Genomic DNA, 26,224 nt, shown 5'->3' with positions numbered 1-26,224 from the left:
CAACGGCCAGAGCCGAAGCAACGGCCAGAGCCGAAGCAACGGCCAGAGCCGAAGCAACGGCCAGAGCCGAAGCAACGGCCAGAGCCGAAGCAACGGCCAGAGCCGAAGCAACGGCCAGAGCCGAAGCAATGGCCAGAGCCGAAGCAATGGCCAGAGCCGAAGCAACGGCCAGAGCCGAAGCAACGGAGGAAGCAGGGTTCGAGCGCTGCTCCCTTCTCCCGCTTGCGGGAGAAGGTGCACCGCAGGGGCGGATGAGGGGAGCTTTTCGCGCGACCTCGCGCGTGCAACTCATTGGTATTCCGCGTACTGACGTCGCGCTTACTGCGCTCTCGGATTGGCCTGGATGCTCAAACCCAACGCAGGGCAGGCTGGTGCAAATCAGTTGCCGATGGATGCAAATCCCTGGCGTTGTGGCTCAGTCCTCATTGGCTCCAGGAAAAGCCTTGAGCGCCGCCCACACCACTGATTTGGCCCATTCGGGCACCTGTGCGAACTCTTCCTGGCTGACCGGGCAGAGGATGCGACCCCTGTCAACTTCCAGCACCACCAAGGGTTCCACGAGGCCATCAGCATCCGGTGGCCGACTGTTGTCGTAAACGTGCAGCGTCGTCAGGTGCGGCAGCAGCTCGATCAGGTTGAGGCGCGAGCTGTCGTAGCGCTGGCGGATCTTGTCTTCGGGGATGTCATGGCCGCCTGCGGCAACGCGTTCGGCAACCCGCTGCAGGTGCAGCTCGACGCTTTCCAGTCCGCAGAACCACACTATCACCTCATGCTGGTCGCAGGCTTCGCGCAACAACTTCGGAATGGTGTTGGCACCCAGCGTGGTCTCGAAAGCGTAGTCCTGATTGGACTGCATCGCCTCGCGTAGACGCCGGGTGCCTTCCTGCCATGCGGTTGCATTGGCCTCTGCCAACGGCCAGTCCTGCTCCACCAGTTGCCGGGTGAAGGCATCGGGGTTGAACCAGGTGGCGCCGTCGTGCGCCAGCATCATGCCAAGCAACGAGCTTTTGCCCGCGCCATTGACGCCGGCCAGTACCAGGATACGTGCCATTGGTCAGAGTGACTTGCCCGGGACGATCTTCAGGCCGCGACGGGCAGGGCGGTTCAAGGCTTTGGACAGTGCCTGGCCATCGTTGAGCACCGCCAGGTGCGCATCGAACTCGTTCTGTAACCGCTTGAGCGACTGCGCGCGCTGCGCCGCCTCCGATGTGCCTGTGGCCTGCGCAACCAGGCGCTGGTATTCCTCGGCAGAGACCACCACCGCCTGCGGGTGATTGTGGTTGGTGACCACCACCGCCCCCAGCTTGGCGACCTTGCGCATCAGGTCAGGCCAGCCCTTGGCCTTGACGTCGCTGGCGGGCGTCTTTTCCAGGTCCAGCAGGTTCAGGGAAAGGTCCATCATGGCCGTTTGTTTTGGGGTGTTGGGAAAATATACCAAATTTCTCTAAATGGGAAATTTCTATTTCTATTTATTCAGGTGACTTGGTTGGGGTCGAGTGAGATTTGAGGAGTGGCCTGTAGTTCGGCCGAGGTCCTGCCGCTGAAGCCACAAAGGCACCCTCACGTTCCCCCGTTGCGTGCGCGGGCCTCTACGCGGGCGAAGCGGTGTTGCATGAGTAGCGAGCCAATGGTCGCCAGCTGCCCTTCTCGCCGTGAATGGGTGGCTTTTCAAGCAAAAACGCCCGGTGCGTTGCACCGGGCGTTCTGTTGCTGCATGGCTGCCTTGGGGGAGCCTTGTCAGCGCCTTGGATCAGGCGCCGCGCGGGCCGCGGTTGCCACCGCCGCCGGGACGACCGCCACCACCCGGGCGACCTGCGCCACCGGGACGGTTACCGCCCGGGCGCGGGCCTGACGGACGACCGCCGGGGCCGCCGGGGCCACGGTTGCCGCCGCTCGGACGGCCACCGGCCGGACGTGCGCCGTAGGGGCTGAAGCCCGGGTTGGCGTGGTCAGAGGGGAAGCTCGGAGCATTGCCCGGGTGGCCATACGGGTGCTTGCGCTGGCCCTGGCCCTGACCCTGGCTCGCGCCGTGGCCGGCACCGCCCTGCGGACGGCCCTGGCCAGGGCCGCCACGGCTGGCGCCAGGAGCGCCGCCCGGACGCGGCTTGCCGTAGGGACGGGCCTGGCCATCGGCGGCCGGGCCGCGAACCGGACCACGGTTGCCGCCTGGGCCGCGTGCTGCGCCCGGACCTGCATTGCGGTGGCCGCTCGGACCGGTGCTGACACCGTCCGGCACATACCAGGTGCGGAACGCAGCCGGGTTGCCTTCCGGCAGGCTGCGGTCGCCAGCGGGCTTGCGCTGCTTGAAAGGCTTCTGCGACTGCTTGGCTGCGGCTTCGCCGCTGACCGTCAGGCCGCCCTTGAAGCCGCCGCCGCTCTTGCCGCCACGGCCACGGCCGCCGCGGTCTTCGCGCACGTTGTCGAAGCGGCGCAGTTCGCGGCCTTCGTCGGCACTGTTGTGGCCGTTGACGTAGGCGTTGCCGCGGCTGCCTTCGCGGGAAACGCGCAGGGTGGTCTTGACTGCCTTGCGCTGGCCGATCACCGGCTGCAGGGTCAGGGCCGACGGGGTGCCTTCTTCCAGCTTGAGCTGGGCGCGCAGCGCGTCAACCTGCTGGGTGGTCAGTTCCACCGACTTGCCGCGCATCAGTTCGCGCGGCAGCTCGATCTTGCCGTAGCGGGTGCGCTTCAGGCGGCTGACCTGGCAGCCCTGTGATTCCCACAGGCGGCGCACTTCGCGGTTGCGGCCTTCCTTGACGACCACACGGAACCAGTCGTGCGAATCGGTGCCGCCAATGCGTTCGACTTCGTCGAACTTGGCGCCGCCGTCTTCCAGCAGCACGCCGCGGCCAAGGCGCTCTATGATCTCGTCGGAGACCTTCTCTTCGCCTTCCGGTGCACGCACGCGCACCACGTACTCGCGCTCGACTTCGAACGACGGGTGCATCATCGCGTTGGCGAGCTCACCGTCGGTGGTAGCCAGCAGCAGGCCGGTGGTGTTGATGTCGAGGCGGCCGATGGCGATCCAGCGTGCGCCCTTCAACGGCGGCAGCGCTTCGAATACGGTCGGGCGGCCTTCGGGATCGTCACGCGTGGTGACTTCGCCTTCGGGCTTGTTGTAGATCAGCACGCGCGACGGGTCGGTCAGCGCGCTGGCGACAAAGCTGCGGCCATCGAGGTCGATCTTGTCGCCGCTCTTGATCGACATGCCGGTCTTGGCGACTTCGCCATTGACCTTGACCAGGCCGTCGGCGATGCGCTGTTCAAGCGCGCGGCGCGAGCCCAGGCCGGCTTGCGCCAGAACCTTGTGCAGGCGCTCTTCGAGCTTGGGCTGCTGTTCGGTGTCGGCTTCGCGCTTGAGCGAGAGCTTGTTCAACGAGGGTTTACGCGGGGTGTCACTCATCTGTTTGGCTCCGGCCGGCGTTTTCCGCGTCGGCCTCTGGTTCGGAATCGGCTACATCAACAGCCACGGTCGTCGTCGCGACGGCGTTGTTTTCAGTTTGTTCCACTTCCGCCGCGCGCTCTCCCGGCGCGGCGTCGGGTTCGCCGGTGAAGGCGGTGTTGGATGCTGCTGCGTTCGAATCCGGGGATTCTGGCGTAGCTGCGGGTATGGGGTCGCTGTCGTTGGCGGCATCCAGGCCTTGCGGCGAGGCGGCACCAGCAGCCAGCGGGGCAGCTGGTTGGCCGTCGCCATCCAGCGGTAATTGCGGTTCCAGCTCGCCGATGTCGCGCAGTTCGGACAGCGGCGGTAGTTCGTCCAGGCGCTTGAGCCCGAAGTAATCCAGGAAGCCCTTGGTGGTGCCGAACAAGGCCGGCTTGCCGGGTACGTCACGGTGGCCGATGACCCGGATCCACTCGCGCTCTTCCAGTGCCTGGATGATGTTGCTGCTTACTGCCACGCCGCGCACCTGCTCGATCTCGCCGCGGGTGATGGGCTGGCGGTAGGCGATCAGCGCCAGTGTTTCCAGGGTGGCACGGGTGTAACGGGTCTTGCGTTCGGTCCACAGCCGCGACACCCAGCCATGCACTTCGCTGGTGATCTGGTAGCGGTAGCCTGAGGCCACTTCTGTCAGTTCCACGCCGCGTCCGGCACAGCCTTCGCGCAGCAGTTCCAATGCCCGTTCGATGCTGCCCGGCGGCGCCGGCTCATCTTCGGGAAACAGTCCCTGCAGTTGCGCCAAGGTGACCGGCTGGCTGGAAGCAAGCAGGGCGCCTTCGACAATGCGGTTGATCAGCGGTTGATCCATGCGTTGGGTCGGTTGCTCAGGCGGGGGTATCAGCGTCATCGAACTCGCTGGAGAACTGCAGCGGTGCGTTGGTGTTGCCAGTGGCCAGGGACTTCACATAAATCGGTGCGAGCGGGGCTTCCTGCACGATGTCGAGCAGTTGCTCCTTGGCCAGCTCCAGCACTGCCAGGAAGGTGACCAGGACGCCGAGCTTGCCTTCTTCGGCGGTGAACAGGCTTTCAAAACGGTAGAACTTGTCGCCTTCCAGCAAGCTGAGCACATCGCCCATGCGCTGCCGCACACTCAGTGCCTCGCGTTTGATCGCGTGGCCGCTGAACAGCTCGGCGCGCTTGAGTACGTCATGCAGCGCCAGCAGCATTTCCTTCAGTTCCACCGGCGGTGGTGCCTTGACCAGCACCCGCTCCGGCACGAAGGCGTGCGCCAGACTGGTGTCGCGGTCTTGCCGGGGCAGGCTGTCGATGTCCTCGGCGGCCTGTTTGAAGCGTTCGTATTCCTGCAGGCGACGTACCAGCTCGGCACGCGGATCTGCTTCTTCGCCCTCGATGCTGGGTGGGCGCGGCAACAGCATCCGCGACTTCACTTCAGCAAGAATCGCCGCCATCACCAAGTACTCCGCTGCCAGTTCAAAGCGCAGCTCCTGCATGACATTGATGTATTCCACGTACTGCTTGGTGATCTCGGCGACCGGGATATCCAGGATGTCCAGGTTCTGCCGGCGGATCAGGTAAAGCAGCAGGTCCAACGGGCCCTCGAAGGCGTCGAGGATGACTTCCAATGCATCCGGTGGGATGTACAGATCCTGTGGGATCTGCAGTACCGGTTGGCCATGCACCATCGCCAGCGGCATTTCCTGCTGCTGAGGTAAGGGATGCTGCGCTGGCGGGTTCGCGTCGTGCGCGAGTTCGGAAGTCATCAGGTCGACATTCGGGGTATTGCGAGCCGGATACGTCCCAGGTTCCCGCCCGGGAGCATTCCAGCCCATGTATTACGAGCTACTCGCGCTTGTTTGGCGCGCTTCCACACATGAACAACAAGGCGCGCCGCAGGATCAGCAGCAACGTCATTACGAGGAGGTCGTCTACGCGGCCCGGGAAGTGCTGCGCTCCGGTGGTTGGGTGGCGGGCCTGACCCGCTACCGCACCGGGCGGCTACTGGCCGGCTGCGTGCAATGGACTAAAGAGTAATCGCCCGGACAGGGCGGTGTCCAGCCTTGTGACGCTAGACTTGGCATCCTTCCATTCAGCAGACAAGCGGAGAAAGGCCAGTGTGGTACGTAATCGAGGGCTATGACGGTGAGGATGTGCTGGCGGCGCGGCTGCAGGCGCGCGGGGCGCATCTGGCGCGATTGCAGACACTGCTTGACCAGGGGCGGCTGCTTTTGGCTGGCCCGTGTCCTGCGGTTGACGCGGAAGACCCAGGTCCGGCCGGCTTCAGTGGCAGCGTGGTGATCGCCAGTTTCGAGGACCTGGCAGCAGCGCGGGCCTGGGCCGATGCCGACCCGTATGTGGCCGCCGGGGTCTATACGCGCGTGGAAGTCCGCCCCTTCCGGAAGGTGTTGCCATGAGCCGGGTCGAGCGGATCCAGACTGCCCTGCAGGCCGCTTTTGCGCCGCAGCAGCTGGAAGTGAAGGATGACAGCCATCGCCACGCCGGCCATGCCGGCGCCAGCGATGGACGCGGCCATTTCAAGGTCCTGGTGGTCAGCGAGGCCTTCTCCGGCAAGGCGCCGCTTGCCCGCCACCGGGCGGTGTATGCCGCACTCGGCGAGATGATGGAGACGGATATCCATGCCTTGTCGATCAAGGCGCTGACGCCACAGGAGCTGGACGGGGCTGGCTGAACGGGATGGGTCATTGCCAGGTTCCTGTGGAAACTGTCCGGACAGGCGCTGTCCAGGTGGGTCAAATCGAGCTAACGAACTGTTTACAAATGCGATTGAAAACGTTTACAGTCCGGCCGACCCTGTACTGCGGTGGGTAGGCCAGTGGCGAAGTCGGCAATAACGATCAAGGATGTTGCCCGTGAGGCGAATGTCTCCGTCGCAACCGTGTCACGCGCCCTCAACGGCCATGACAATGTCGCCGCGCCGGTCCGCAAGCTGGTGCTGGAAGTTGCCAGTCGGCTGCGTTACACCCCGCATGCGGCAGCCCGCAGCCTGAGCAGCCGCAGTACCCAGACAGTCGGTGTGGTACTTCCCGACCTGTACGGCGAGTTTTTCTCCGAGTTGATGCGCGGCATTGACGGTGTGGCCAGCGCCCATCGGCGGCATCTGTTGGTGTCCAGCTATCACGGTGACCAGCAACAGCAAGGTTCGGTGTTGCAGGCCATGCGTGGGCGCGTTGATGGTCTGTTGGTGCTGTCGCCGTATGCAGGCGATTCCGATTTCCTGGTCGACAATCTGCCCCCTGCGCTGCCGACGGTGTTGATCAACACGCCGTTGGCCGAGGCACGCTATCCGGTTTTCAGCATCGATGACCATGCCGGTGCGCTGAGCATGACCCGACACCTGCTTGAAGGCGGGCATCGCCGTATTGCCTTCATCGGCGGCCCGGAACACAACCACGATGCGCAACAACGCCTGCTTGGTTTCCGCGAGGCGATGGCGGCATTCGACGGCAAAGTTGAAGCCATCGAGCTGCCGGGTAATTTTGATGAAGCCTCCGGTCATCAGGCCGGTTTGGCGCTGTTGGCGGGTTCCGAACTGCCCGATGCGGTGTTTGCCGCCAACGACATGATGGCCTTGGGCTGCCTGTATGCGTTCTCGCAGGCAGAGGTGAAAGTGCCCGCGCAGGTGGCATTGGCCGGCTTTGACGACATTCCTTTGGCGCGCTTTGTTCACCCTTCTTTGACGACGATGCAGGTGAGCATCGCCGAGCTGGGCGAGCGGGCGATGCTGCAGCTGGTGCAGATGATCGATAGCGGTGAGGCGCAGGCAACGCCTGCTGTAACGCTGGTTCCAACCTTGGTGGTACGTGACTCAACCACCGCCTGCGACTTCCTTTGACCCGGCGTCAGACCGGGACGCTTGCTCACATACATGTTCTTCACGGCCAGGTGCCGTCGCCTTGGGAGAGGACGAAAATGAACAAAAATGCTCGGAAATTCACACCAACGCGCAAGCTGCTCAGTAGCGCGCTTGTCGGTTGCCTGCTGTTGGGTGCCGCACCCGCGTTCGCGCAAAGCACCAGTGCCACCATTCGTGGTCAAGTGATGGCCGACTCGAGCCCTGCCGCGCAGGCGCAGGTCACGGCGACGAATATCGCTACGGGTCTGAGCCGCAGCGTACAAAGCAACGGCAGTGGCACCTATTCGTTGGCCGGTCTGCCGCCGGGTACCTATCGGATCAATGTGAGCGCTGGCGGCAAGACCAGCACTCAGAACATCACGGTTCAGGTAGGGCAGACGGCCACGGTCAATCTGGGGGTTGGCGGCGTGGCGGAAACGGCCAGCGGCCCGGCCACTACCCTGGATGCCGTGCAGGTAACCGCGCAATCGGCGGTAGAGACCCGCACATCAGAGATCGCGACCTATATCAGCAGCAAGCAGATCGAAGCCTTGCCGCAGGGGACGCGTAATTTCCTTGCCTTTGCCGACACGGTTCCTGGCATGCAGTTCACCCAGGACAACAGTGGTTTTACCAGTCTGCGTGGTGGCGCCCAGAGCGCAAATAACATCAATGTCTTCATTGATGGTGTTGGTCAGAAGAACTATGTCCTGCAAGGTGGCGTAAGCGGTCAGGACACGTCCTCCGGTAACCCGTTCCCGCAGCTGGCGATCGGCGAATACAAGGTGATCACCTCGAACTACAAAGCTGAGTACGATCAGATCAGCAGTGCAGCGGTCGTGGCGGTGACGAAAAGCGGTACCAACGAATTCAAGGGGAGTTTTTTCTGGGATCGCTTCACCAACAACTGGCGCAGCAAGACGTTGGCAGAGCGCGCTGGTGGCCCGGAGACTGATTTTTCCGAAGAACACTATGGCGCTGCCTGGGGCGGCCCGATCGTGAAGGACAGGCTGCACTTCTTCGTTACCTATGAATCGAAGGAGCAGATGCGTCCGTATACGATGACGCCTGGTCGTGGATACACCGCCGCCACCCTTCCCGCACAATTCCAGGATCTGTTGCTGCCAGGCAGCCAGCAGTTCAAGGAAGATCTGTATTTCGGCAAGTTGAGCTGGCAGCCGGGAGACAACCATCTGGTCGAGCTGACCGCCAAGCGCCGCGACGAAGTGGCTGAGATCGCCGCTGGCGGCAGCAATTCCTTCGAACATGGCACGGATCGGGAAAATACCGATGATCGGCTCGACCTGCGCTACCAGCTTACCTTCGGCGACTGGTTGAACGACGCCCATATCACCTATGAAGACACCTCCTGGGGGCCGCGTCCGCGCAGCATTGGGCCGGGCTACATTCTGGTGGATGGTTCCAACTGGCGTGATGTAGTGCTGCAGGCCGGTTCTGGCGGTGACTTCCAGGACAAGGGGCAGAAAGGCTTGGCCTTGCAGAATGATCTGACCTTCAGCGGTTGGGAAGATCACACCGTAAAGATGGGTTTCAAGTACAAGGACGTGGACCTGAGTGTTACCGAGCGCAGTTTCTACAACCCGCAGTTTCACTATGACGTCAGGGCAGGAGAGCTCAACGTCCCGTATCACGTGACGTTTGGCGGTGCGTTTGCAGGGATTGGCGACGGCACCCTGAAGACCAATGCAAAACAGTTCGGTATCTACCTGCAGGATGATTGGCAGGTGACGGATCGATTGCTGCTCAACCTTGGCCTGCGCTGGGACTACGAGCGCAATCCTGCCTACACCGATTACCAGACACCGGTAGCGACGCTGGCAGCGTTGAACGCGGTCGACCCGCGTGGCAATGGCGTGCAGACCTATGCGCAGACGCTGGCGCTGGGTGGTATCAATCTGGGCGATTACATTGCTACGGGCTCCAATCGAAGTGACTTCAAGAGGGCCTGGCAGCCAAGAGTCGGTTTTTCCTACGATTTGACTGGCGACCAGCGCCATGTGGTGTTCGGTGGTGCTGGCCGCTCCTATGATCGGAATCTGTTTGACTGGCTGTCGCTGGAGCGCAACAAGCAGTCCTTCCCGGAGAACGAACTGAACTTCAATACGGCAGCGCATCCGTGTACGGTTGGTGTCGGCAACTGTTTGGCTTGGGATCCTGCCTACCTCCAGCCCGGCGCGCTTGCGGCCTTGGCCAGCGCAACGCCCGGTCGCGAAATCACGATGCTGCGCAATGACCTGAAGTCGCCGTACTCGGATCAGTTCAGCATCGGTATCAGGGACATTTTCGAGCTGTGGGGCCAGGAATGGAATTCGTCGGTTGCCATTTCCAGGGTGGTGAGCAAGGACGGTTTCGTCTACATGCTTGGCAACCGCAATCCTGATGGCAGCTTCCACAATCCCGGGACCTTGAGCATTCCCTGGGGTGCCGGTGTGCCGGGGAACAATAGCCTGATCCTTGGCATGAACGGGCTGGAGACACGCGCCAACTCGCTGTTGGTCAGCTTGGAGAAACCGTATACCAACGCCTCGCGATGGGGGGCGACGTTGGCTTACACGTATACCGATGCCGAGGAGAACCGGGAGTCGGGCGAGCACTATGCGTTGCACTACCCGAGCTTGGCCGGTTACGGCTGGAGCCGCGCGGGCGGTGTTCCCAAGCATCGCCTGGTGTTGACCGGCGTAGGTGACGTCGGCTTTGGCATCACCGCTTCCGGCAAGCTTACCCTGGCCACTCCGACGCCTTGGTATGGCACGAATTGTTCGTCTGGTTGGGACGTGTGCGACGAACAGGACCAGGTAGTGCCCAAGAACACGCTGGGCTACAAATCCTTGGACGTGGCCCTGCAGAAGCGCTGGGACACCGGCACGGATCTGGGCCTGAAGGTGCGCCTTGATGTGTTGAACCTGTTCGATTGGGTCAATTACAACTATCCGCGCTGGTTCCGCGCCCCGGGTGACGCTGATCCCAGGACTACTGAACAGCTGCTTCCCACGCGGACGGTCAAGCTGTCGTTTGGCTTGGATTGGTAAACGTATGGGTCCCGGTCACCTCATGATCGAAGGCCGGGACCTTTCCTATATGCAGCACGCCTTTGCTCCGTGAATGTGCTGCTGTGTTCTCTAGATGGATGTCGCCTTGAGCAAGTCACGTACCCCGCAGTTGTTGGCCTGTGTTCTCGCCGGTATCGGGCTGGCGTTGTTGGGAGGCTGTGGCAAGGCGCCGGAGCCGCCGATGCCGAAGGTATTGCCGCAGGTGATCCTGATTGAGGCGGACCTGCCGCCGCGCCCGATGAAGCCGGAACTGCCGCCGTTGTTCGACGACATCGAGCGGCGTACTTTCCAGTTCTTCTGGGATACCACCAACGAACAGAACGGGCTGACGCCGGATCGCTATCCGTCGCGGCCGTTTGCCAGCATCGCTTCGGTGGGTTTTGCGCTGACGTCCTATCCGATCGGTATCGAGAACGGCTGGGTAAGCCGCAGCCAGGCGGTGGAGCGCACGCTGGTCACGTTGAAGTTCTTCCGCGACCTGCCCAGCGGTCCGCAGCGCACCGGAAAGGGTGCTTACAAGGGCTTTTACTACCACTTCCTCGACATGCAGCAGGGTCGCCGCTACGACAGCTGGGTGGAACTCTCCAGCGTCGATACCGCACTGCTGCTGATGGGCGTGTTGTTTGCACAGAGCTACTACGACCAGGACGATCCGCGCGAGAAGGAGATCCGGCAGATTGCCGATACCATCTACAAGCGCGTCGACTGGCAATGGTTGCAACGCAACAAGCCGCTGGTGTCGATGGGCTGGTTCCCGGAGAGTGGCTTCATCCAGCACGACTGGATGGGCTACAACGAAGCGATGATGCTGTACGTGTTGGCGCTCGGTTCGCCGACACATCCGGTCGAGCCTGACGCGTGGACAGTGTGGACGCGGACCTATGACAACGATTGGGGTGTATACCAAGGGCAGGAGTACCTGTCGTTTGGGCCGCTGTTCGGCCATCAATACAGTCATGTCTGGATCGATTTTCGCGATATCCAGGACCCGTACATGCGTGAGCGTGGCATCGACTATTTCCTCAACAGCCGCCGCGCCACCTTGGCGCAACGCGAATATGCGATTGAGAACCCGATGCAATGGAAGGATTACAGCGCCAATGTCTGGGGTTTGACCGCCGGCGACGGGCCGCAGAACACCACCCAGGAATACAAGGGTGAGCAGCGCCAGTTCCGCCATTACTCGGCGCGTGGTGCAGGCCTGCGCGAGAACTTCGATGACGGCACCATCGTGCCATCGGCAGCGATCTCCTCGTTGCCGTTCGCACCGGAAGTCGTGATCCCGGCCACGGTGGAAATGCACAAGCGCTACGGCGACTACCTGTACTCCAGCTATGGCTTCCTGGATTCCTTCAACCCCAGCTTCGGCTACGACATCCCGCTCAAGACCGGGCGGTTGATTCCGGAGCGCGGCTGGGTGGCCAGCGATTACATCGCCATCGATCAGGGCCCGATCCTGGCCGGCATCGCCAACTACCGCGATGAGTTCGTGTGGGAGGTGATGAAGAAGAACCCGTACATCCGCAAGGGTTTGGAGCGGGCTGGTTTTACTGGCGGCTGGTTGGCGCCGGAAGACAGCTTCCAGCCGTTGCAGAAGGATGAGCAGGCCGCTTCGGCACGCGCGTCGGGTATTGCCGAGTCGCGCGCTGCGGCAGCGGCCGAGCAGAAGGCGGCCAGCGAGCAGCCGGCTGCACCTGCGGTCAAGAAGCAGTGATGCGCGGTCAATGATGCGCGCGCTGTCGATGCTGTTGCTGTTGTTGCTCGCGGGCTGTGCCAAGCCGGAGCAGGGCACCACCTTGCGGTTCTGGGCGATGGGCCGCGAGGCCGAGGTGGTCGGCGAACTGGTGCGCGAATTCGAGGCGGAAAACCCGGGCATCCACGTTGATGTGCAGAACATTCCGTGGACAGCGGCGCACGAGAAGCTGTTGACGGCGTATGCGGCTGATGGCTTGCCCGATGTCTGCCAGCTCGGCAATACCTGGATCGCCGAGTTCGCAACGCTGCAAACGCTGACGCCGCTGCAACCGCTTGTCGATGCGTCGGCGGTCATCGATCAGCACGACTACTTTTCCGGCATATGGGATACCAATGTCGTCAATGGCGAGTTGGTTGGCATTCCGTGGTACGTGGATACACGTCTGCTGTTCTATCGCAAGGACCTGCTGCGCCAGGCCGGCTACACGCAGCCACCGAAGACCTGGGCCGAATGGGAGCAGATGAACGCGGCGCTGAAGAAGGTCATGGGCACGCGCGGCTATCCGGTGCTGATGCCTTTGAATGAGTTCGAGCCGCAGCTGTCATTCGCGTTGCAGCAGGAGGATGCGCTGCTGCGCGATGGCGATACCCGCGGCAACTTCCGCAGCGCGGGTTTCCGCCGCACGCTGGCCTTCTACGACAATATGTTCGAGCAGGGCTGGGCGCCAAAGATGTCCGAAACCCAGATTTCAAACGTATGGGATGAATTCTTCCGTGGCTTCACCGCGTTCTATCTGTCGGGCCCATGGAACATCCGCGAGTTCCGCCAGCGCCAGCCGCCCGGACTGGAGGGCGAGTGGGGCGCAACGCCGCTGCCTGGTCCTGATGGGCTGGGCGCAGGCATTGCCGGCGGCACCAGTCTGGTGGTGTTCCGTTCTTCGCAGAAGAAAGAGGCGGCGTGGAAGCTGATCGAGTTTCTGTCGCGGCCGGCAATCCAGCAGCGTTTCTACAAGATCATTGGTGACTTGCCGCCGCGCCGCAGCGCCTGGGACTCGCCGGAGCTTCGGGACGATCCGCTGACCGCCGCATTCGCCGACCAGCTCGAACGCGTCAAGCCCACACCCAAGGTATTGGAGTGGGAACGCATTGCCCAGCAGATGCGGGTGGTCACCGAGCAGGTGGTGCGTGGCGGCTTGCCGCAGGACAAGGCGGTGCAGCAGTTGGACCAGCAGGTGGATGACATCCTTGCCAAGCGCCGCTGGATCGTTGAACAGCAGGCTGGCTCAGCCGCCAAGGCGGCACCATGAAGCGTGGTTCGTTGGCCGGCTGGATCTTCGCTGCACCGGCGCTGATCGTGATTGGGGTGTTCTTCGGCCTGCCGGTGCTGTCGGCGCTGGCCTTGAGCCTGACCGATTTCGATCTCTACGCCTTGGCCGATCCGCACAACCTGCGCTTCAACGGCCTGGGCAATTACATCGACCTGCTGCAGACGCCGATGTTCTGGAAATCGCTGGGTAATACCGCCTACTTCGTTGTGGCCGGTGTGCCCTTGTCGATAGGCGTTTCGCTGGGTGCTGCACTGCTGCTCAACGCCCCGGCCTCGCGCTTCAAGGCGCTGTTCCGCACCGCGCTGTTCGCGCCGGTGGTGACCACCTTGGTAGCGGTGGCAGTGATCTGGCGCTATCTGTTCCACACCCGCTACGGGCTGGTGAACTGGGGATTGGGGCAGGTTGGCATCAATCCGATCGACTGGCTCGGCGACCCGAACTGGGCGATGCCGACCATCATCGGCTTCGCGGTGTGGAAGAACTTCGGCTACAACATGGTGATCTTCCTGGCTGGCCTGCAGGCGATTCCCAAGGACTTGTACGAGGCGGCGCGGATTGACGGTGCAACGCGTTGGCAGCAGTTCCTGCATATCACCTTGCCGATGTTGGGGCCGGTGCTGTTGGTGGTCGGCGTGATCACCGTGTCTGGCTACTTCCAGTTGTTTGCCGAGCCCTATGTGATGACCCGCGGTGACCCGCTGCAAAGCACGGTGAGCGTGCTGTACTTCATGTTCGAGGAAGGCTTCAAGTGGTGGAACCTTGGCCGGGCCTCGGCCGTGGCCTTCCTGTTGTTCCTTATCATCCTGGCGGTGACCACGCTGATGTTGCGCTTTGGCAAGCGCAGGGAGCTGGTATGAGTCGGGTCGGTATCAGCAGAGAAATAGGGCAGTCGCGCTGGCATGCGTGGTGGGTGAACGGCGGGTTGTTGCTGTTGGCGGTGATCAGCCTGGCACCGTTGGCGTGGATGCTGTCGGTGTCGTTCATGCCCAGCGGGCAGGCATCGCAGTTCCCGCCGCCGTTGCTGCCCGCACACACCACGCTGGCCAACTACCAGGCTCTGTTTGCCCGCACCGGCATGGGCAACAACTTCGTCAACAGTTTGTTGGTGTCGATTGCGATCACCTTAGGCTCGCTGCTGTTCAACACACTGGCCGGTTATGCATTTGCCAAGCTGCGCTTTGCTGGCCGTGAGCGGCTGTTCCAGATGTTGTTGGCCGCGTTGGTCATTCCGGCGCAGGTGGCGATGCTGCCGCTGTTCCTGCTGATGAAGCAGATGGGCCTGGTGAATACCTTTGCTGGCGTGGTGGTTCCTGCGCTGGCGAGTGTGTTCGGCATCTTCCTGGTACGCCAGTACGCACGCTCGATTCCGGATGAGTTGCTGGAGGCTGCGCGTATCGACGGTGCCAGCGAGGCGCGGATCTTCTTCCAGATCGTGCTGCCGATGCTCAAGCCGGTGCTGGTGACCTTGGCGATCTTTACCTTCATGGGCGCATGGAACGATTTCATGTGGCCCTTGATCGTGTTGACCGACCAGGAGCATTACACCTTGCCGGTGGCGCTGGCCAGTTTGTCGCGCGAGCACATCATGGACGTGGAAATGATGATGGCCGGCGCGGTGGTGACGGTGTTGCCGGTGCTGTTGTTGTTCCTGGTGCTGCAGCGTTACTACATCCAGGGCCTGCTGCTGGGCAGCGTCAAGGGCTGATGCAGCGCAGCCCGCAAGCGGGCTGTGGCTGCACTTCCAAACGAAACAAACCGCCGCGAATGGCGTCGAACTTTGCGAAAATCCGGCTGCTGTTGCCGATGGTGAATCAGGATTCTGGTGATGAATATGCGTTATGCGATCGGTCTGCTGGGTTTGCTGCTGGCGTGGGTGCAGCCGGCCAGCGCTGCCGTGCTGGCCAAGTTCGACGATATTGCCGCGTGGCAGTTGATCACCTCGCCGCAGGTCAGTGGCTCCTTGCGTCCGGTTGCCGGCAACAACGGTCGTGCGCTGTGCCTGGACTATGACTTCCATGAAGTCTCCGGCTATGTCGGCATCCGCCGGCCGGTGGATGTGACCTGGCCGGAGAACTACCAGTTGTCCTTCGACCTGCGCGGTGATTCACCGGCCAACGACCTGCAGTTCAAACTGGTTGATGCCAGTGGCGACAACGTCTGGTGGGTCAATCGTCCCGGTTTCAATTTCCCCAAGAGCTGGACCCGCATCAGCTACCGCAAGCGGCATATCGAAAAAGCCTGGGGGCCAGACCAGGACAAGACCCTGCGCCGCAGCGCGGCGGTGGAATTCACCATCTACAGCAAGGTCGGTGGCCGTGGCACGGTGTGCTTCGACCAGCTGACCTTGCAGCCGCTGCCGAAAGAAGACAACTCGGCGTTGACCACCACCGTGATCGCCGATACCGCGACCGCCCTGCAGCAGCGCATCGCCGACGGCAAGCCGGATACGTTGTGGATCAGTGGCGGCGTCAAGCAGCAGACCGTCAGTCTGGATCTGGGCAAGGTGCGCGAATTCGGTGGCGCAGTGGTGCAGTGGGCGCCGGGATTGGAAGCGTCGCGCTATGTGGTGCGTTCGTCCACAGATGGTCGCGACTGGAAGACGTTGCGAGAAGTCACCAGCGGCAACGGCGGCAGGGATTGGTTGGCATTGCCGGAGACCGAGGCGCGGTATCTGCGCTTTGATCTGGTTGATGGTCCCAACTGGCGTTATGGCATCCGTGATATCAGCCTCAAGCCCTTGTCGTTCGCGAATACACCGAATGATTTCATCCGTTCGATAGCAGCGGATCTGCCGCGCGGCTCCCTGCCGCGAGGCTTCAGCGGCGAGCAACCGTACTGGACGATTCTCGGCCTTGATGGCGGCCGCGAGCAGGCGCTGATCAGCGAGGATGGCGCGCTGGAAGCGATGAAGGGCGGTTTCAGCATCGAGCCGTTCGTGGTGCTGGATGGCAAGGTGATCGGCTGGGCGGAAGTGAAGTCCAGCCAGAGCTTGTTGGACGGCTATCTGCCGATGCCTGTGGTGGCATGGCAGCACGAGCGGTTCGGCTTGAACGTCAGCGGCTTCGTGCAGGGGCGGCCGGAACAGGCGCAGCTGGTCGCGCGCTACGAACTGCGCAATACCGACAAAGTGGCACACGAGTACCGATTGGCGCTGGCGGTACGGCCGTTCCAGGTGAATCCGCCCAGCCAGTTCCTCAATACCGTCGGCGGCGTCAGTCGCATCGACAACCTGGCGGTGCGGACAGGTCAGATAAGCGTCAATGGCCAGCCGCGTGTGTATACCTCGCTTCCGGCCGACGCCGGCTTTGCCAGCAGTTTCGACAGCAAGCTGGATGTCACCCATCTGGCCGACAAGAGCTTGCCGGGCACGCAGGAAGTCCGCGATGCCACCGGGCTGGCATCGGGCGCCTTGGTCTACAACTGGAAGCTGGAGCCGGGACAAAGCCGCGAAGTGGTGCTGGTGATGCCACAGACCGGCACCTGGCAGATGCCGGCCAGATTCGATGCCGACAAGGCGCAGCAGCAGGTCGCCGCGATGTGGCGGCAAAAGCTCGATCAACTCAAGTTGCGCGTGCCGGACGCGGGCCAGCCGTTGGCCAATACGCTGCGCACCGCGTTGGCACATATGCTGATCTCGCGGGTTGGGCCTAGCCTGCAGCCAGGCACGCGTTCCTACGCGCGCAGCTGGATCCGTGATGGCGCGATGATTTCCGAAGGCCTGTTGCGGATGGGCCGCGCCGATGCGGTGCGCCAGTACGTGGATTGGTATGCGCCGTATCAGTTCGAGAGCGGCATGGTGCCGTGCTGCGTGGATGCACGCGGCAGCGACCCGGTGCCGGAGAACGACAGCCATGGAGAGTTGATCTACACCATCGCCGAGTACTGGCGGCATACCGGAGACACTGCCTTCCTGCAGCAGATGTGGCCGCACGTGCAGATGGCGTGGAACTACATGGAGCAGCTGCGCCTGAGCGAGCGCACCGAGGAGAACCGTGCGCGCAACGCAGGCTTCTACGGCATGATGCCGGCATCGATCAGCCACGAAGGCTATTCGGCCAAGCCGGTGCATTCGTACTGGGATAATTTCTGGGCGCTGCGCGGTTACAAGGATGCTGCCGACATGGCGGCCGCCCTGGGATTGGAAACCGAAGCGCTGACGATGGCCGCGTCGCGCGACCAGTTCCGCCAGGATCTGGACGACTCGCTGCGCGCGGCAATGGCCTCGCACAAGATCGACTACCTGCCCGGTTCGGTGGAGCTGGGTGACTTTGATGCAACTTCCACCACCATTGCATTGGCACCGGGTGGCGAGCAGGGCAGGTTGCCGCAGCCGGCCCTGGGCAATACCTTTGAGCGCTACTGGCAACATTTCGTTGCGCGCCGCGATGGCAAGCGCCAATGGAAGGATTACACGCCGTACGAATGGCGCAACGTCAGCGCCTTCGTGCGCCTGGGCTGGCGTGCGCGGGCCTGGGAAGCAACCGAGTTCTTCTTCAAGGACCGCGCACCGCCGGCATGGAATCAATGGGCAGAAGTGGTGTCTTCTACCCCGCGCCAGCCTTTCTTTGTAGGCGATCTGCCACATGCCTGGGTGGCATCCGATTTCGTGCGCTCGGCCTTGGACATGTTCGCCTACGAGCGTGATGTCGATGGGCCGATCGTGCTGGCGGCCGGCGTACCCGCGGGCTGGTTGACCGGCAAGGGCATCGCCATCGAGAACTTGAATACCTCGCACGGAATGTTGAGTTACTCGCTGCAGCGCAGTGACAAGCAGCTGACCCTGCAGGTATCGGAAGGCCTGCGCCTGCCGGCGGCCGGGCTGTTGCTGCAATGGCCTTATGAAGGCACGCCCGGAGAAGCGTCCGTCAATGGCGAACCGGCACACTGGCTCGGCAACGAGCTGCATATCGGCAGCTTGCCGGCCAAGGTCGAGATCGAGATTCCTGCCGAACTGCGGCGCAGTGAGCGCAGCAAACGCTGAGAATTAAAAACTGCGCCTCGAATGCCGAGGCGCAGGCCAGTCGACGAGAGGGAGAGGAAGAACTTCCGTCGGATCTGAGAAAACAAACGCAGCAGCCGTCCTTTGCCCGGCTGTAGTGCCGAGCCATGCTCGGCAGGCGCGTTCCCGAAAACGCCTGTAGGAGCGGCGTAAGCCGCGAAGCTGACGATTCTTACGGGCGACGCATCACCAGCACCTGCATCCGTGCCGAAGCCTTGGGGATTGGATGCAGGTGGTTTGTTTGCTGCCGGCTTCGCGGCTTACGCCGCTCCCACAAAATTGTTGTGGTGTGTCAGCCGGCCCGGGTCTGCTTGACGATGGCGGCGGCAGCGGCGGCGGACTTCTTTACTTCGTCCCATTGGCCGTTGCGGATCCAGCTGTCCTGCACCATCCACGAGCCGCCGATGCAGACCACATTCTTCTGCGCCAGGTAGTCGCCTGCGGTGGCTTCGGTGATACCGCCGGTGGGGCAGAGCTTGAGCTCGGGAATCGGACCGGCAACGCCCTTGATCATCGCCAGGCCGCCCACGGCGGTGGCGGGGAACAGCTTGCAGATGCGGAAGCCGCGTGCAACCAGTTCCAGCAGCTCGGTTGGCGAAGCGGCGCCCGGAACCACCGGTAGCGGCGCTGCTGCCAGGGCATCGGCCATATGCGCAGGCGTACCCGGGGTAACGATGAAGTCGGCACCGGCATCGATCGAGCGCTGCATCTGTTCGACGGTCAGCACGGTGCCGGCGCCTACCACCACATCCGGCAGCTCGCGCTTGAGCATGGCCAGCGCTTCCATTGCTACCGGCGTGCGCAGGGTCAGTTCAATCGCGGGCAGGCCACCTTCGAGCAGGGCTGCGCTGACGGCGCGCGCCTGATCGAGGGTGTGCACGGTGACTACCGGCAGGATGCCTGCAGCGGTCAACAGCTGCTCGGCTCGGTCCTGGTATTGGGCAATGCTCATGGTGTCCTCATTGAAAACGTGTTCGCGGATATCAAGTCCAGAGTCCCGGATCTCAGGCGTCGTTGGCTTCGTGCGGGGCGGCGGCGGCAGCGTGGTCGTGGCCGAGTTCGTATTCGGCGTCGTAGTCCCACAGGCTGCCGTCCGGACGGGCCGGGCCGCAGGAGATCGAGATCGCGCCCTGATCAGCCGGGCCAACGATGCGGCGGTTCATCGCAAACAGGTTGCGGCCCATGTCCGAGCCGGCTGGCGCGGTGTTGGCGGCAATGCCGCGTGCAGCCCACTCGGCGGCGTCGACCAGTACTTCCAGGGTCCCTGCTTCACCATCCAGACGAATGATGTCGCCTTCGCGGATGCGTGCGATCGGGCCGCCGCGCGCGGCTTCCGGGGTGACGTGGATGGCGGCAGGAATCTTGCCGGAGGCACCGGACAGGCGGCCATCGGTGACCAGCGCGACGCGCCGGCCCTGGTTCTGCAACAGGCCGAGCAGCGGTGCCAGCGAATGCAGTTCCGGCATGCCGTTGGAACGCGGCCCCTGGTAGCGAACCACCGCGACGAAGTCCTGCGGCAAGGCGCCGGCAGCGTGCAACTTGTTCAACACCTGCGGTGCGTCGACGACCACGGCCGGCGCTTCGATGGTGCGGTACTGCGGCTTCACTGCCGACAGCTTGATCAAGGAGCGACCGATATTGCCGCGCAGCAGGCGCAGGCCGCCCTGGGCCTCGAACGGATTGGAGGCCGGCCGAACCACTTCTTCGTCGCCGCTGAGTTCGGCGGCGGGCACATAAGTGACCTTGCCATCAGTGAGGCGCGGCTCCTGCGCGAAGGTGCGCATGCCACCTTCGGCAATCGTGGTTGCATCGGCGTGCATCAGGCCGGCGTCCATCAGCTCGCGGAATACGAAGCCAGGGCCGCCAGCGGCGGCAAAACGGTTCACGTCGGCTTCGCCGTTCGGGTAGACGCGCGCGAGCAGTGGCACGATCTGCGACAGCTCGTCCATGTCATCCCAGGTCAACACAATGCCGGCGGCGCGCGCGACGGCGATCCAGTGGATGGTGTGATTGGTGGAGCCGCCGGTCGCCATCAAAGCGACCACGGCGTTGACGATGGCGCGCTCGTCGATCACGCGGCCGAACGGACGGAAGTCATCGCCGAGCGCGCTGATTTCCAGAGCGCGTGCGGTGGCGGCGCGGGTCAGCGCGTCGCGCAGTGGCAGTTCCGGATTGACGAATGACGCGCCGGGCAGCTGCACGCCCATCGCTTCCAGCAATACCTGGTTGGAATTGGCAGTGCCATAGAAAGTACAGGTGCCCGGGCCGTGGTAGGAGGCCGACTCGGCTTCCAGCAGCTCTTCGCGGCTGGCCTCACCGGCGGCGTAGCGCTCGCGGACTTCTGCCTTCTTCTTGTTCGGGATGCCCGGGGTCATTGGTCCGGCCGGCACGAACACCGCTGGCAGGTGGCCGAAGGCGAGGGCGCCGATCAGCAGGCCCGGCACGATCTTGTCGCACACGCCCAGATAGATGGTGGTGTCGAACATGTCATGGCTGAGGCCGATCGCCGTTGCCTGCGCGATGACATCACGCGAGAACAACGACAGTTCCATGCCGCCACGGCCCTGGGTGACGCCGTCGCACATCGCCGGCACTGCACCGGCAACCTGCGCGGTTGCGCCAAGCTCGCGGGCAGCCTCGCGGATCAGTTGCGGGTAATTCTCGAACGGCTGGTGCGCCGACAACATGTCGTTGTACGAAGTGATGATGCCTAGGTTGGGCGTCACGTCGCCGCGCAGGCGGCCTTTGTCGGTTGGGCCGCAGGCAGCGTAAGCATGAGCCAGATTGCCGCAGCTCAGGCGTGCGCGGAACGGACCTTCGCGCAGCGCGGCATCGATCCCGGCCAGATAAGCCGCGCGCGACGGAGCGCTGCGCTGGCGGATGCGATCGGTGATGGCTTGGATTTTAGGATGCATGGCTCTATGGCTGCGAATGTGAAATAGGGGCTGGCGATGTTTAGTTCTGTTCGGGCGATGGACTCATGGCCCGCTCAGCCCGCGGGAAATGGGGGGGGAACAAGGGTTTTCCGTTTCCACTCCCGGTCTCGTACTCTCCGTTTCAAGGTGCCCAATGCACGCGCAGCTTGTTGCCGGGCGCATTGATCGCAGCAAGGATCGGGTAGCTGTGTACATCGCCGGAAGCGAGCGCTGCATTGAGGACTTCCAACTTCTGCTTGCCACGTAGCAGCAGCAGACGCTCACCGGCCGCTGCCAAACCGTGTGGGGTCAGGGTGATGCGCAGGGACCAGTTCTTGGCGACCGGGCAGCCGGTAGCATCCAATGCCGCATAAGGGTGCTTGCTCTGCAGTACCTGCGGCAGGTCGGGCGAGCCTGGGAACAGCGAGGCGGTATGGCCGTCGTTGCCCATGCCCAGCACCACCAGACAGGCCGGCTGCGAATGGGTGGCGAGCAGATTGGCGGTGTGCACGCATTCGGCGATGGGCAGGCCAACGCGGACCAGTGGATCAAAATGCGCACCTTCGGCATGGCGCAGGAAGCTGTCGCGTACCAGCCAGGCGTTGCTGTCCTTGTCCTGCGGCGAGAGCCAGCGTTCGTCGGCCAGGCCAACCTCAACCCGCGCCCACTCCAGGCCCTGATCGGACAATAGTTCGTAGATGGGAGCCGGCGTGGTACCACCGGACAGCAGCATGCGCGCTCGCCCGCGCTGCTCGATTTCCGCACTCAACAGCGCTGCCATTTCCTTGGCGACACCTTCGGTCCAGGCCTCTTCGTCAGCATGGCGGACAAGTGTGATGCGGTCGGAAACAGCGGCGTTCATGCGGTCACTCCAGAATTGGCGCGCTGCATGTCCAGCGCGTAGGCGGCAGCACCAAGCAGCCCGGGGCAGGGGTGGATGATGGCCATTGAAGGAATCTGCGACATGGTCGCGGCAAACCGGCCCTTGCTTTCAAAGCGTTGGCGGAAGCCGGAGTGCTGCAGCTGCTGCAACAGGCGCGGGACGAGGCCGCCGGTCAGGAACACGCCGTCCCAGGCGCCCTGCACCAGCACCGCATCACCGGCGACTGCGCCGAAGATTTCCAGGAATACTTCAACCGCACGGCTGGCCAGTGCATCACCTTCGGCGGCGCGTGCGCTGACCTCGGCCGGTTGCAGCAGGCCCGGATCAGTACCGGCTATCTCGCAGATGGCGCGATGGATGTTGACCAGGCCGGGGCCGCAGACCAGGCGCTCGTTGGAAACCCGGCCGAACTGTGCCGAGAGGATTTCCAGGATGCGGATCTGTTCTGGTGAGTTCGGTGCAAAACCGGCATGGCCGCCCTCGGTGGCCAGCGGGTAATTGCGACCGTCACGCACCACCAGGCCACCAACACCCAGCCCGGTGCCAGGGCCGAGCACGCAGTAATTGCGCGATTCGCCCTCAGCGGCGGGTTGCCAGCCAGCGCCGCCAATCTGCACCACATCGTCGACGCTGAGCAGGGCAATCGACATGGCCTGGGCGACGAAGTCGTTGATCAGGTGCAGCTGTTCGAAACCGAGCTGTTCGGCCGTGCGCGAACGCGAAATCACCCACGGATGGTTGGTGATGCGTGCTTCGTCACCATCGACCCGGCCAGCTACCGCGAACACCCCGCTGGTGGCGCTCGCACCGCGCTGCTGCAGGTAGTGTGCGGCGGCATCGGCCAGTGACGCGAACTGCGCCACCGGATACTCGTCGATGCTGCTCTGATCCAGGGGGATGGCGGCCGAGCGATCGGCCAGCGCGAAGCGCGCGTTGGTGCCACCAATATCGGCTACCAGTACCAGGTTGGTGCTGGGGCTCACAGCCCCTGCTCCGGACCTGCTTCGGCGGCGATGGATTCGGGCAGGAAGTCCTGTGCCAGCTGCGGCCCCCAGCCGCCGGCCGGGTAGGGCTCCATCGGCAGGTCGGCTGCCTTCCAGGCATCGCTGACGCTGTCGATCCAGGCCCAGGCAGCGCGCACTTCATCGTCGCGGACGAACAAGGCGTGGTTGCCGTTGAATGCGTCCAGGAACAGGCGCTCATAGGCGATGCGGCGGTGTAGGCCAGTGGGAACGGAGAGTTCGAGTTCCAGCGGCTGCAGTTCCAGCGCGCCCCATTCCGGGCCGGCCAGCGAGCTCATCAAGCCGAGCTGGATGTTCTCCTGCGGCTGCAGCTGGAAGGTCAGGCGGTTTGGAGTGGCGTTCTTGCGGTCAGGGCGTTCAAACAGCCAATGCGTCACCGGCTTGAGGTTGACCTCGATGCGGGTGGTGCGCTCGGGCAGGCGCTTGCCGGTAACCAGATGGAACGGCACGCCGGCCCAGCGCCAGTTGTCGATATGCGCGGTGACGCCGACAAAGGTCTCAGCCTCGCTGCCTTCCGGCGGCTGGTAGGCCTGCGCCGGCTGGCCATTGATGGTGCCGGCGGTGTAGCGACCGCGCACGCTGTCCTTGGCCGCGTGCTTGGCATCGAGCGGGCGCAGGGCGCGCAGCACCTTCACCTTTTCGTCGCGGATGCGGTCGGCTTCCAGCGATGCTGGTGGCTCCATCGCCACCAGGCACAGCAGCTGCAGGATATGGCTCTGGACCATGTCGCGCAGGGCGCCGGAGCGCGAGTAATAGGAGTCACGGCCATCCACGCCGTCGCTTTCGGCAACCAGGATGTGAACCGAGGCGATGTAGTTACGGTTCCATACCGCTTCCAGCAAGGTGTTGCCGAAGCGCAGCGCCATCAGGTTCTGCACCGCGGCCTTGCCGAGATAATGGTCCAGGCGGAACACGCGGTCTTCGTCGACCAGCTTGCCGATCGACTGCAGGATCTCTTCGGCGCTGTCGCTGTCCGAACCGATCGGCTTCTCCAGCATCAGCCGGTTGGGTGCAGCCAAGGCGCCGCCCAGTGCCAAGCCTTCACAGGTTGAGATGTACAGGCCCGGCGGGATCGCCAGATAGCTGACGCACTTGCGGTGCACCAGATCCTTGACCGCCTCGGCCACCGACTCGGCGTTGCGCAGGTCCACCGAACGGTAGTCGATGCGGTTGAGCAGGTTGCCGATGTCCTCCTGGCTGGCATGCGGCATCGCCGCTTCCAGGCGTGGGCGCAGCAGGTCGCGGAATTTCTCGGTGTCATGCGGTGACAAGGCCAGGGCGCGCACGCGGAAATCTTCCGGCAGTAGACCGTCGCCAAGCAGGCGTAGCAGGGACGGAAACAGATAACGCTGGGCCAGATCGCCTGTGGCACCGAACAGGAAGAGGGTGTCGTGCATGGCACGAGTTTCGGGTGCGGATGACATCGTTGTCAATTGTTCGTCTTCAAGGCCTGCGCCGTGATTGGGACGTCCGCGTCCATCGGCGCGAGGGGGCGGGCGTAGGCAGCCTGGGCTTGTGCATTGCAGCATGCCGCGAGGGCGGGAGCAGGTCCGTGCAGCGGAGCGCAGGTGCCATGTAAGGGCGGCTGTGATGGTGCCATATGAATATGCTTACCGTGCACAATGTTTCGGATGTATACGATTGCAGGAAACTGTTCTCTTGCTGTAACGCAAGTGTTCCGCAGCTTCAGGTTTCGACTCGCAACGAGGTAGTGATGGCCAAGGTTCAATTCGACAGTGTGCGCAAGGTGTATGACAACGGGCAGGTCGCCGTGGCCGGGGCCAGTTTCGATATCGCTGATGGCGAGTTGATGGTGCTGGTGGGGCCGTCAGGCTGTGGCAAGTCCACACTGCTGCGAATGGTGGCGGGGCTGGAGGAGATCAGCGCTGGTAGCCTGCGGATCGGCGAGCGGGTGGTGAATGACGTGGCGCCGAAGGATCGGGACATCGCGATGGTGTTCCAGAACTACGCGCTCTACCCGCATATGACCGTGGCCGAGAACCTGGGCTTTGGTTTGAAGCTGCGTGGGCATGACAAGGCCGAAGTGCAGCGTCGCGTACAGGATGCCGCCGATTCGCTGGGCCTGACCTCGATGCTGGACAAGCTGCCGCGCGCGATGTCCGGTGGCCAGCGCCAGCGCGTTGCGCTTGGTCGTGCCTTGGTGCGTGAGCCGGAAGTGTTCCTGCTGGATGAGCCGCTGTCCAATCTGGATGCGAAGCTGCGTCACTCGGTGCGTACCGAGATCGCGCAGCTGCATCGCAAGCTGGGCACCACGATGATCTACGTCACCCACGACCAGGTGGAGGCGATGACGCTGGGTCAACGCATCGTCGTACTCAGCGAAGGTGTGATCCAGCAGATTGATACGCCGATGGCGCTGTACGACAAGCCGGTCAATCTGTTTGTTGCAGGTTTTCTTGGTAGCCCAGCGATGAACATGCTGCGTGGCCAATTGCGACGTGATGAAGCAGGTTTGGCTGTGCTGCAGCTGGACGAGGGTGCCGAGGTGGCGCTCGGCGCTGTGTCACTGGATGCGGAGTGGTTTGGCAAGCCGCTGGTGGTCGGCGTACGGCCTGAGCATCTGCAGCCTGGCAATGGTGCGGCGGCATTCAAAGCGCGCATCGAAGGTGTGGAGCCGGTGGGCAACGAGATTTTCGTCAATCTGCGCTATGGCGAGCAGGCGTTGATCATGCGGGTGCCGCCGCAGCAACTGCCGCAGGTTGGGCAGGAGATTGCAGTTGAGGTGAACGCATCGAAGCTGCACTTTTTTGATGCGGCCAGCGGCGGTCGCATCGAAGCGGTGACCTGACTCATGCAGTGCCGAGCCATGCTGGGCAGAGCCTTTCCCGGCAATGCCCCAGCCGAGCATGGCTCGGCACTACGTTTTGCTCCCTCCCTTTGCTGCAGGCAAGGGGAGGGCTGGGGAGGGGTAACGCTCTTGGCTATTTGTGGAGTGGTGGTTTCGCGGCTTACGCCGCTCCCACAACACTGGCCGACATCGCGGTTGTAGTGCCGAGCCATGCTCGGCAGAGGCCTTACCGGTAGAGCCCCTGCCGAGCATGGC

21 protein-coding genes are annotated in these 26,224 nt (G+C 63.1%); 11 read left to right on the top strand and 10 right to left on the bottom strand.

Going from position 1 to position 26,224, the window contains the following annotated elements; translation table 11 throughout:
- Nucleotides 1–415 precede the first annotated feature (415 nt).
- The 5 genes from ACVOLV_RS16725 to ACVOLV_RS16705 all read right to left on the bottom strand — a co-directional run bounded on the left by ACVOLV_RS16725 (nucleotide 416) and on the right by ACVOLV_RS16705 (nucleotide 5,157).
- Nucleotides 416–1,051, bottom strand: coding sequence for an ATPase (locus tag ACVOLV_RS16725; RefSeq protein WP_481555369.1), 636 nt, complete (start codon nucleotides 1,049–1,051; stop codon nucleotides 416–418).
- A 3-nt stretch (nucleotides 1,052–1,054) separates the two neighbouring features.
- On the bottom strand, nucleotides 1,055–1,399 hold the full coding sequence (locus ACVOLV_RS16720; protein WP_481555374.1) for a type II toxin-antitoxin system prevent-host-death family antitoxin: 345 nt from the start codon (nucleotides 1,397–1,399) through the stop codon (nucleotides 1,055–1,057).
- Nucleotides 1,400–1,750: 351 nt separating this feature from the next.
- Complete coding sequence (locus tag ACVOLV_RS16715; RefSeq protein ID WP_481555368.1) at nucleotides 1,751–3,400, bottom strand: pseudouridine synthase; 1,650 nt, start codon at nucleotides 3,398–3,400, stop codon at nucleotides 1,751–1,753.
- Nucleotides 3,393–4,244: an SMC-Scp complex subunit ScpB gene (scpB, locus tag ACVOLV_RS16710; RefSeq protein ID WP_481555367.1), complete on the bottom strand. Its 852-nt coding sequence runs from the start codon at nucleotides 4,242–4,244 to the stop codon at nucleotides 3,393–3,395. Before scpB ends, ACVOLV_RS16715 begins: the two co-directional genes overlap by 8 nt.
- Before the next feature lie 16 nt (nucleotides 4,245–4,260).
- Entirely contained in the window at nucleotides 4,261–5,157 is an 897-nt protein-coding gene (locus tag ACVOLV_RS16705) for a segregation and condensation protein A (RefSeq protein WP_303746744.1), read from the bottom strand.
- Between the two features lie 67 nt (nucleotides 5,158–5,224).
- On the opposite strand from ACVOLV_RS16705, the gene ACVOLV_RS16700 reads away from it, so the two are divergent.
- The 10 genes from ACVOLV_RS16700 (at nucleotide 5,225) to ACVOLV_RS16655 (ending at nucleotide 18,322) form a co-directional block, all read left to right on the top strand.
- Entirely contained in the window at nucleotides 5,225–5,428 is a 204-nt protein-coding gene (locus ACVOLV_RS16700) for a hypothetical protein (RefSeq protein WP_481555366.1), read from the top strand.
- Between the two features lie 80 nt (nucleotides 5,429–5,508).
- A complete protein-coding gene (locus tag ACVOLV_RS16695) occupies nucleotides 5,509–5,808 on the top strand; it encodes a YciI family protein (protein ID WP_481555365.1) in 300 nt (99 codons plus the stop codon).
- Nucleotides 5,805–6,083 (top strand): BolA family protein, encoded by a 279-nt coding sequence (locus tag ACVOLV_RS16690; RefSeq protein WP_481555364.1) that lies wholly within the window; start codon nucleotides 5,805–5,807, stop codon nucleotides 6,081–6,083. Before ACVOLV_RS16695 ends, ACVOLV_RS16690 begins: the two co-directional genes overlap by 4 nt.
- A 144-nt stretch (nucleotides 6,084–6,227) precedes the next feature.
- Nucleotides 6,228–7,247 carry a LacI family DNA-binding transcriptional regulator gene (locus tag ACVOLV_RS16685; protein WP_481555363.1) on the top strand — a complete coding sequence of 340 codons (1,020 nt, stop codon included), beginning with the start codon at nucleotides 6,228–6,230 and terminating at the stop codon, nucleotides 7,245–7,247.
- Nucleotides 7,248–7,324: 77 nt separating this feature from the next.
- Nucleotides 7,325–10,297 carry a TonB-dependent receptor gene (locus tag ACVOLV_RS16680; RefSeq protein ID WP_481555362.1) on the top strand — a complete coding sequence of 991 codons (2,973 nt, stop codon included), beginning with the start codon at nucleotides 7,325–7,327 and terminating at the stop codon, nucleotides 10,295–10,297.
- Nucleotides 10,298–10,457: 160 nt separating this feature from the next.
- Complete coding sequence (locus ACVOLV_RS16675) at nucleotides 10,458–12,032, top strand: glucoamylase family protein (protein ID WP_481555373.1); 1,575 nt, start codon at nucleotides 10,458–10,460, stop codon at nucleotides 12,030–12,032.
- A 13-nt stretch (nucleotides 12,033–12,045) separates the two neighbouring features.
- Nucleotides 12,046–13,320 carry a sugar ABC transporter substrate-binding protein gene (locus ACVOLV_RS16670; protein WP_481555372.1) on the top strand — a complete coding sequence of 425 codons (1,275 nt, stop codon included), beginning with the start codon at nucleotides 12,046–12,048 and terminating at the stop codon, nucleotides 13,318–13,320.
- Nucleotides 13,317–14,198, top strand: coding sequence for a carbohydrate ABC transporter permease (locus tag ACVOLV_RS16665; RefSeq protein WP_481555361.1), 882 nt, complete (start codon nucleotides 13,317–13,319; stop codon nucleotides 14,196–14,198). Before ACVOLV_RS16670 ends, ACVOLV_RS16665 begins: the two co-directional genes overlap by 4 nt.
- 11 nt (nucleotides 14,199–14,209) lie before the next feature.
- Complete coding sequence (locus tag ACVOLV_RS16660) at nucleotides 14,210–15,046, top strand: carbohydrate ABC transporter permease (RefSeq protein WP_481555371.1); 837 nt, start codon at nucleotides 14,210–14,212, stop codon at nucleotides 15,044–15,046.
- 126 nt (nucleotides 15,047–15,172) lie between these two features.
- Nucleotides 15,173–18,322, top strand: a complete 3,150-nt coding sequence (locus ACVOLV_RS16655; RefSeq protein ID WP_481555370.1) for a discoidin domain-containing protein — start codon at nucleotides 15,173–15,175, stop codon at nucleotides 18,320–18,322.
- Between the two features lie 310 nt (nucleotides 18,323–18,632).
- Here ACVOLV_RS16655 and eda read toward each other — a convergent pair whose 3' ends face one another.
- From eda to zwf, 5 genes are all read right to left on the bottom strand, one after another.
- A complete protein-coding gene (gene eda / locus ACVOLV_RS16650) occupies nucleotides 18,633–19,292 on the bottom strand; it encodes a bifunctional 4-hydroxy-2-oxoglutarate aldolase/2-dehydro-3-deoxy-phosphogluconate aldolase (RefSeq protein WP_481555360.1) in 660 nt (219 codons plus the stop codon).
- 52 nt (nucleotides 19,293–19,344) lie between these two features.
- On the bottom strand, nucleotides 19,345–21,255 hold the full coding sequence (edd, locus tag ACVOLV_RS16645) for a phosphogluconate dehydratase (RefSeq protein ID WP_481555359.1): 1,911 nt from the start codon (nucleotides 21,253–21,255) through the stop codon (nucleotides 19,345–19,347).
- Between the two features lie 142 nt (nucleotides 21,256–21,397).
- Complete coding sequence (pgl, locus tag ACVOLV_RS16640; protein WP_481555358.1) at nucleotides 21,398–22,117, bottom strand: 6-phosphogluconolactonase; 720 nt, start codon at nucleotides 22,115–22,117, stop codon at nucleotides 21,398–21,400.
- Nucleotides 22,114–23,121, bottom strand: coding sequence for a glucokinase (gene glk, locus ACVOLV_RS16635; protein ID WP_481555357.1), 1,008 nt, complete (start codon nucleotides 23,119–23,121; stop codon nucleotides 22,114–22,116). The genes pgl and glk overlap by 4 nt, the downstream gene beginning before the upstream one ends.
- A complete protein-coding gene (gene zwf, locus ACVOLV_RS16630) occupies nucleotides 23,118–24,689 on the bottom strand; it encodes a glucose-6-phosphate dehydrogenase (RefSeq protein WP_481555356.1) in 1,572 nt (523 codons plus the stop codon). Before zwf ends, glk begins: the two co-directional genes overlap by 4 nt.
- Nucleotides 24,690–24,874: 185 nt before the next feature.
- Between zwf and ACVOLV_RS16625 the strand changes: the two genes are divergently transcribed.
- Nucleotides 24,875–25,969, top strand: a complete 1,095-nt coding sequence (locus ACVOLV_RS16625; protein WP_481555355.1) for an ABC transporter ATP-binding protein — start codon at nucleotides 24,875–24,877, stop codon at nucleotides 25,967–25,969.
- Nucleotides 25,970–26,224 lie beyond the last annotated feature (255 nt).

Source organism: Stenotrophomonas sp. STEN023, assembly GCF_056760135.1.
This window is presented reverse-complemented; position numbering and strand designations above follow the sequence as displayed.

Bases quoted from the DNA above. Each gene is read 5' to 3' on its own strand.
- ACVOLV_RS16725 (WP_481555369.1), bottom strand. From the start codon at position 1,051: ATGGCACGTATCCTGGTACTGGCCGGCGTCAATGGCGCGGGCAAAAGC.
- ACVOLV_RS16720 (WP_481555374.1), bottom strand. From the start codon at position 1,399: ATGGACCTTTCCCTGAACCTGCTGGACCTGGAAAAGACGCCCGCCAGC.
- ACVOLV_RS16715 (WP_481555368.1), bottom strand. From the start codon at position 3,400: ATGAGTGACACCCCGCGTAAACCCTCGTTGAACAAGCTCTCGCTCAAG.
- scpB (WP_481555367.1), bottom strand. From the start codon at position 4,244: ATGGATCAACCGCTGATCAACCGCATTGTCGAAGGCGCCCTGCTTGCT.
- ACVOLV_RS16705 (WP_303746744.1), bottom strand. From the start codon at position 5,157: ATGACTTCCGAACTCGCGCACGACGCGAACCCGCCAGCGCAGCATCCC.
- ACVOLV_RS16700 (WP_481555366.1), top strand. From the start codon at position 5,225: ATGTATTACGAGCTACTCGCGCTTGTTTGGCGCGCTTCCACACATGAA.
- ACVOLV_RS16690 (WP_481555364.1), top strand. From the start codon at position 5,805: ATGAGCCGGGTCGAGCGGATCCAGACTGCCCTGCAGGCCGCTTTTGCG.
- ACVOLV_RS16680 (WP_481555362.1), top strand. From the start codon at position 7,325: ATGAACAAAAATGCTCGGAAATTCACACCAACGCGCAAGCTGCTCAGT.
- ACVOLV_RS16670 (WP_481555372.1), top strand. From the start codon at position 12,046: ATGCGCGCGCTGTCGATGCTGTTGCTGTTGTTGCTCGCGGGCTGTGCC.
- ACVOLV_RS16665 (WP_481555361.1), top strand. From the start codon at position 13,317: ATGAAGCGTGGTTCGTTGGCCGGCTGGATCTTCGCTGCACCGGCGCTG.
- ACVOLV_RS16655 (WP_481555370.1), top strand. From the start codon at position 15,173: ATGCGTTATGCGATCGGTCTGCTGGGTTTGCTGCTGGCGTGGGTGCAG.
- eda (WP_481555360.1), bottom strand. From the start codon at position 19,292: ATGAGCATTGCCCAATACCAGGACCGAGCCGAGCAGCTGTTGACCGCT.
- edd (WP_481555359.1), bottom strand. From the start codon at position 21,255: ATGCATCCTAAAATCCAAGCCATCACCGATCGCATCCGCCAGCGCAGC.
- pgl (WP_481555358.1), bottom strand. From the start codon at position 22,117: ATGAACGCCGCTGTTTCCGACCGCATCACACTTGTCCGCCATGCTGAC.
- zwf (WP_481555356.1), bottom strand. From the start codon at position 24,689: ATGCTGCAATGCACAAGCCCAGGCTGCCTACGCCCGCCCCCTCGCGCC.
- ACVOLV_RS16625 (WP_481555355.1), top strand. From the start codon at position 24,875: ATGGCCAAGGTTCAATTCGACAGTGTGCGCAAGGTGTATGACAACGGG.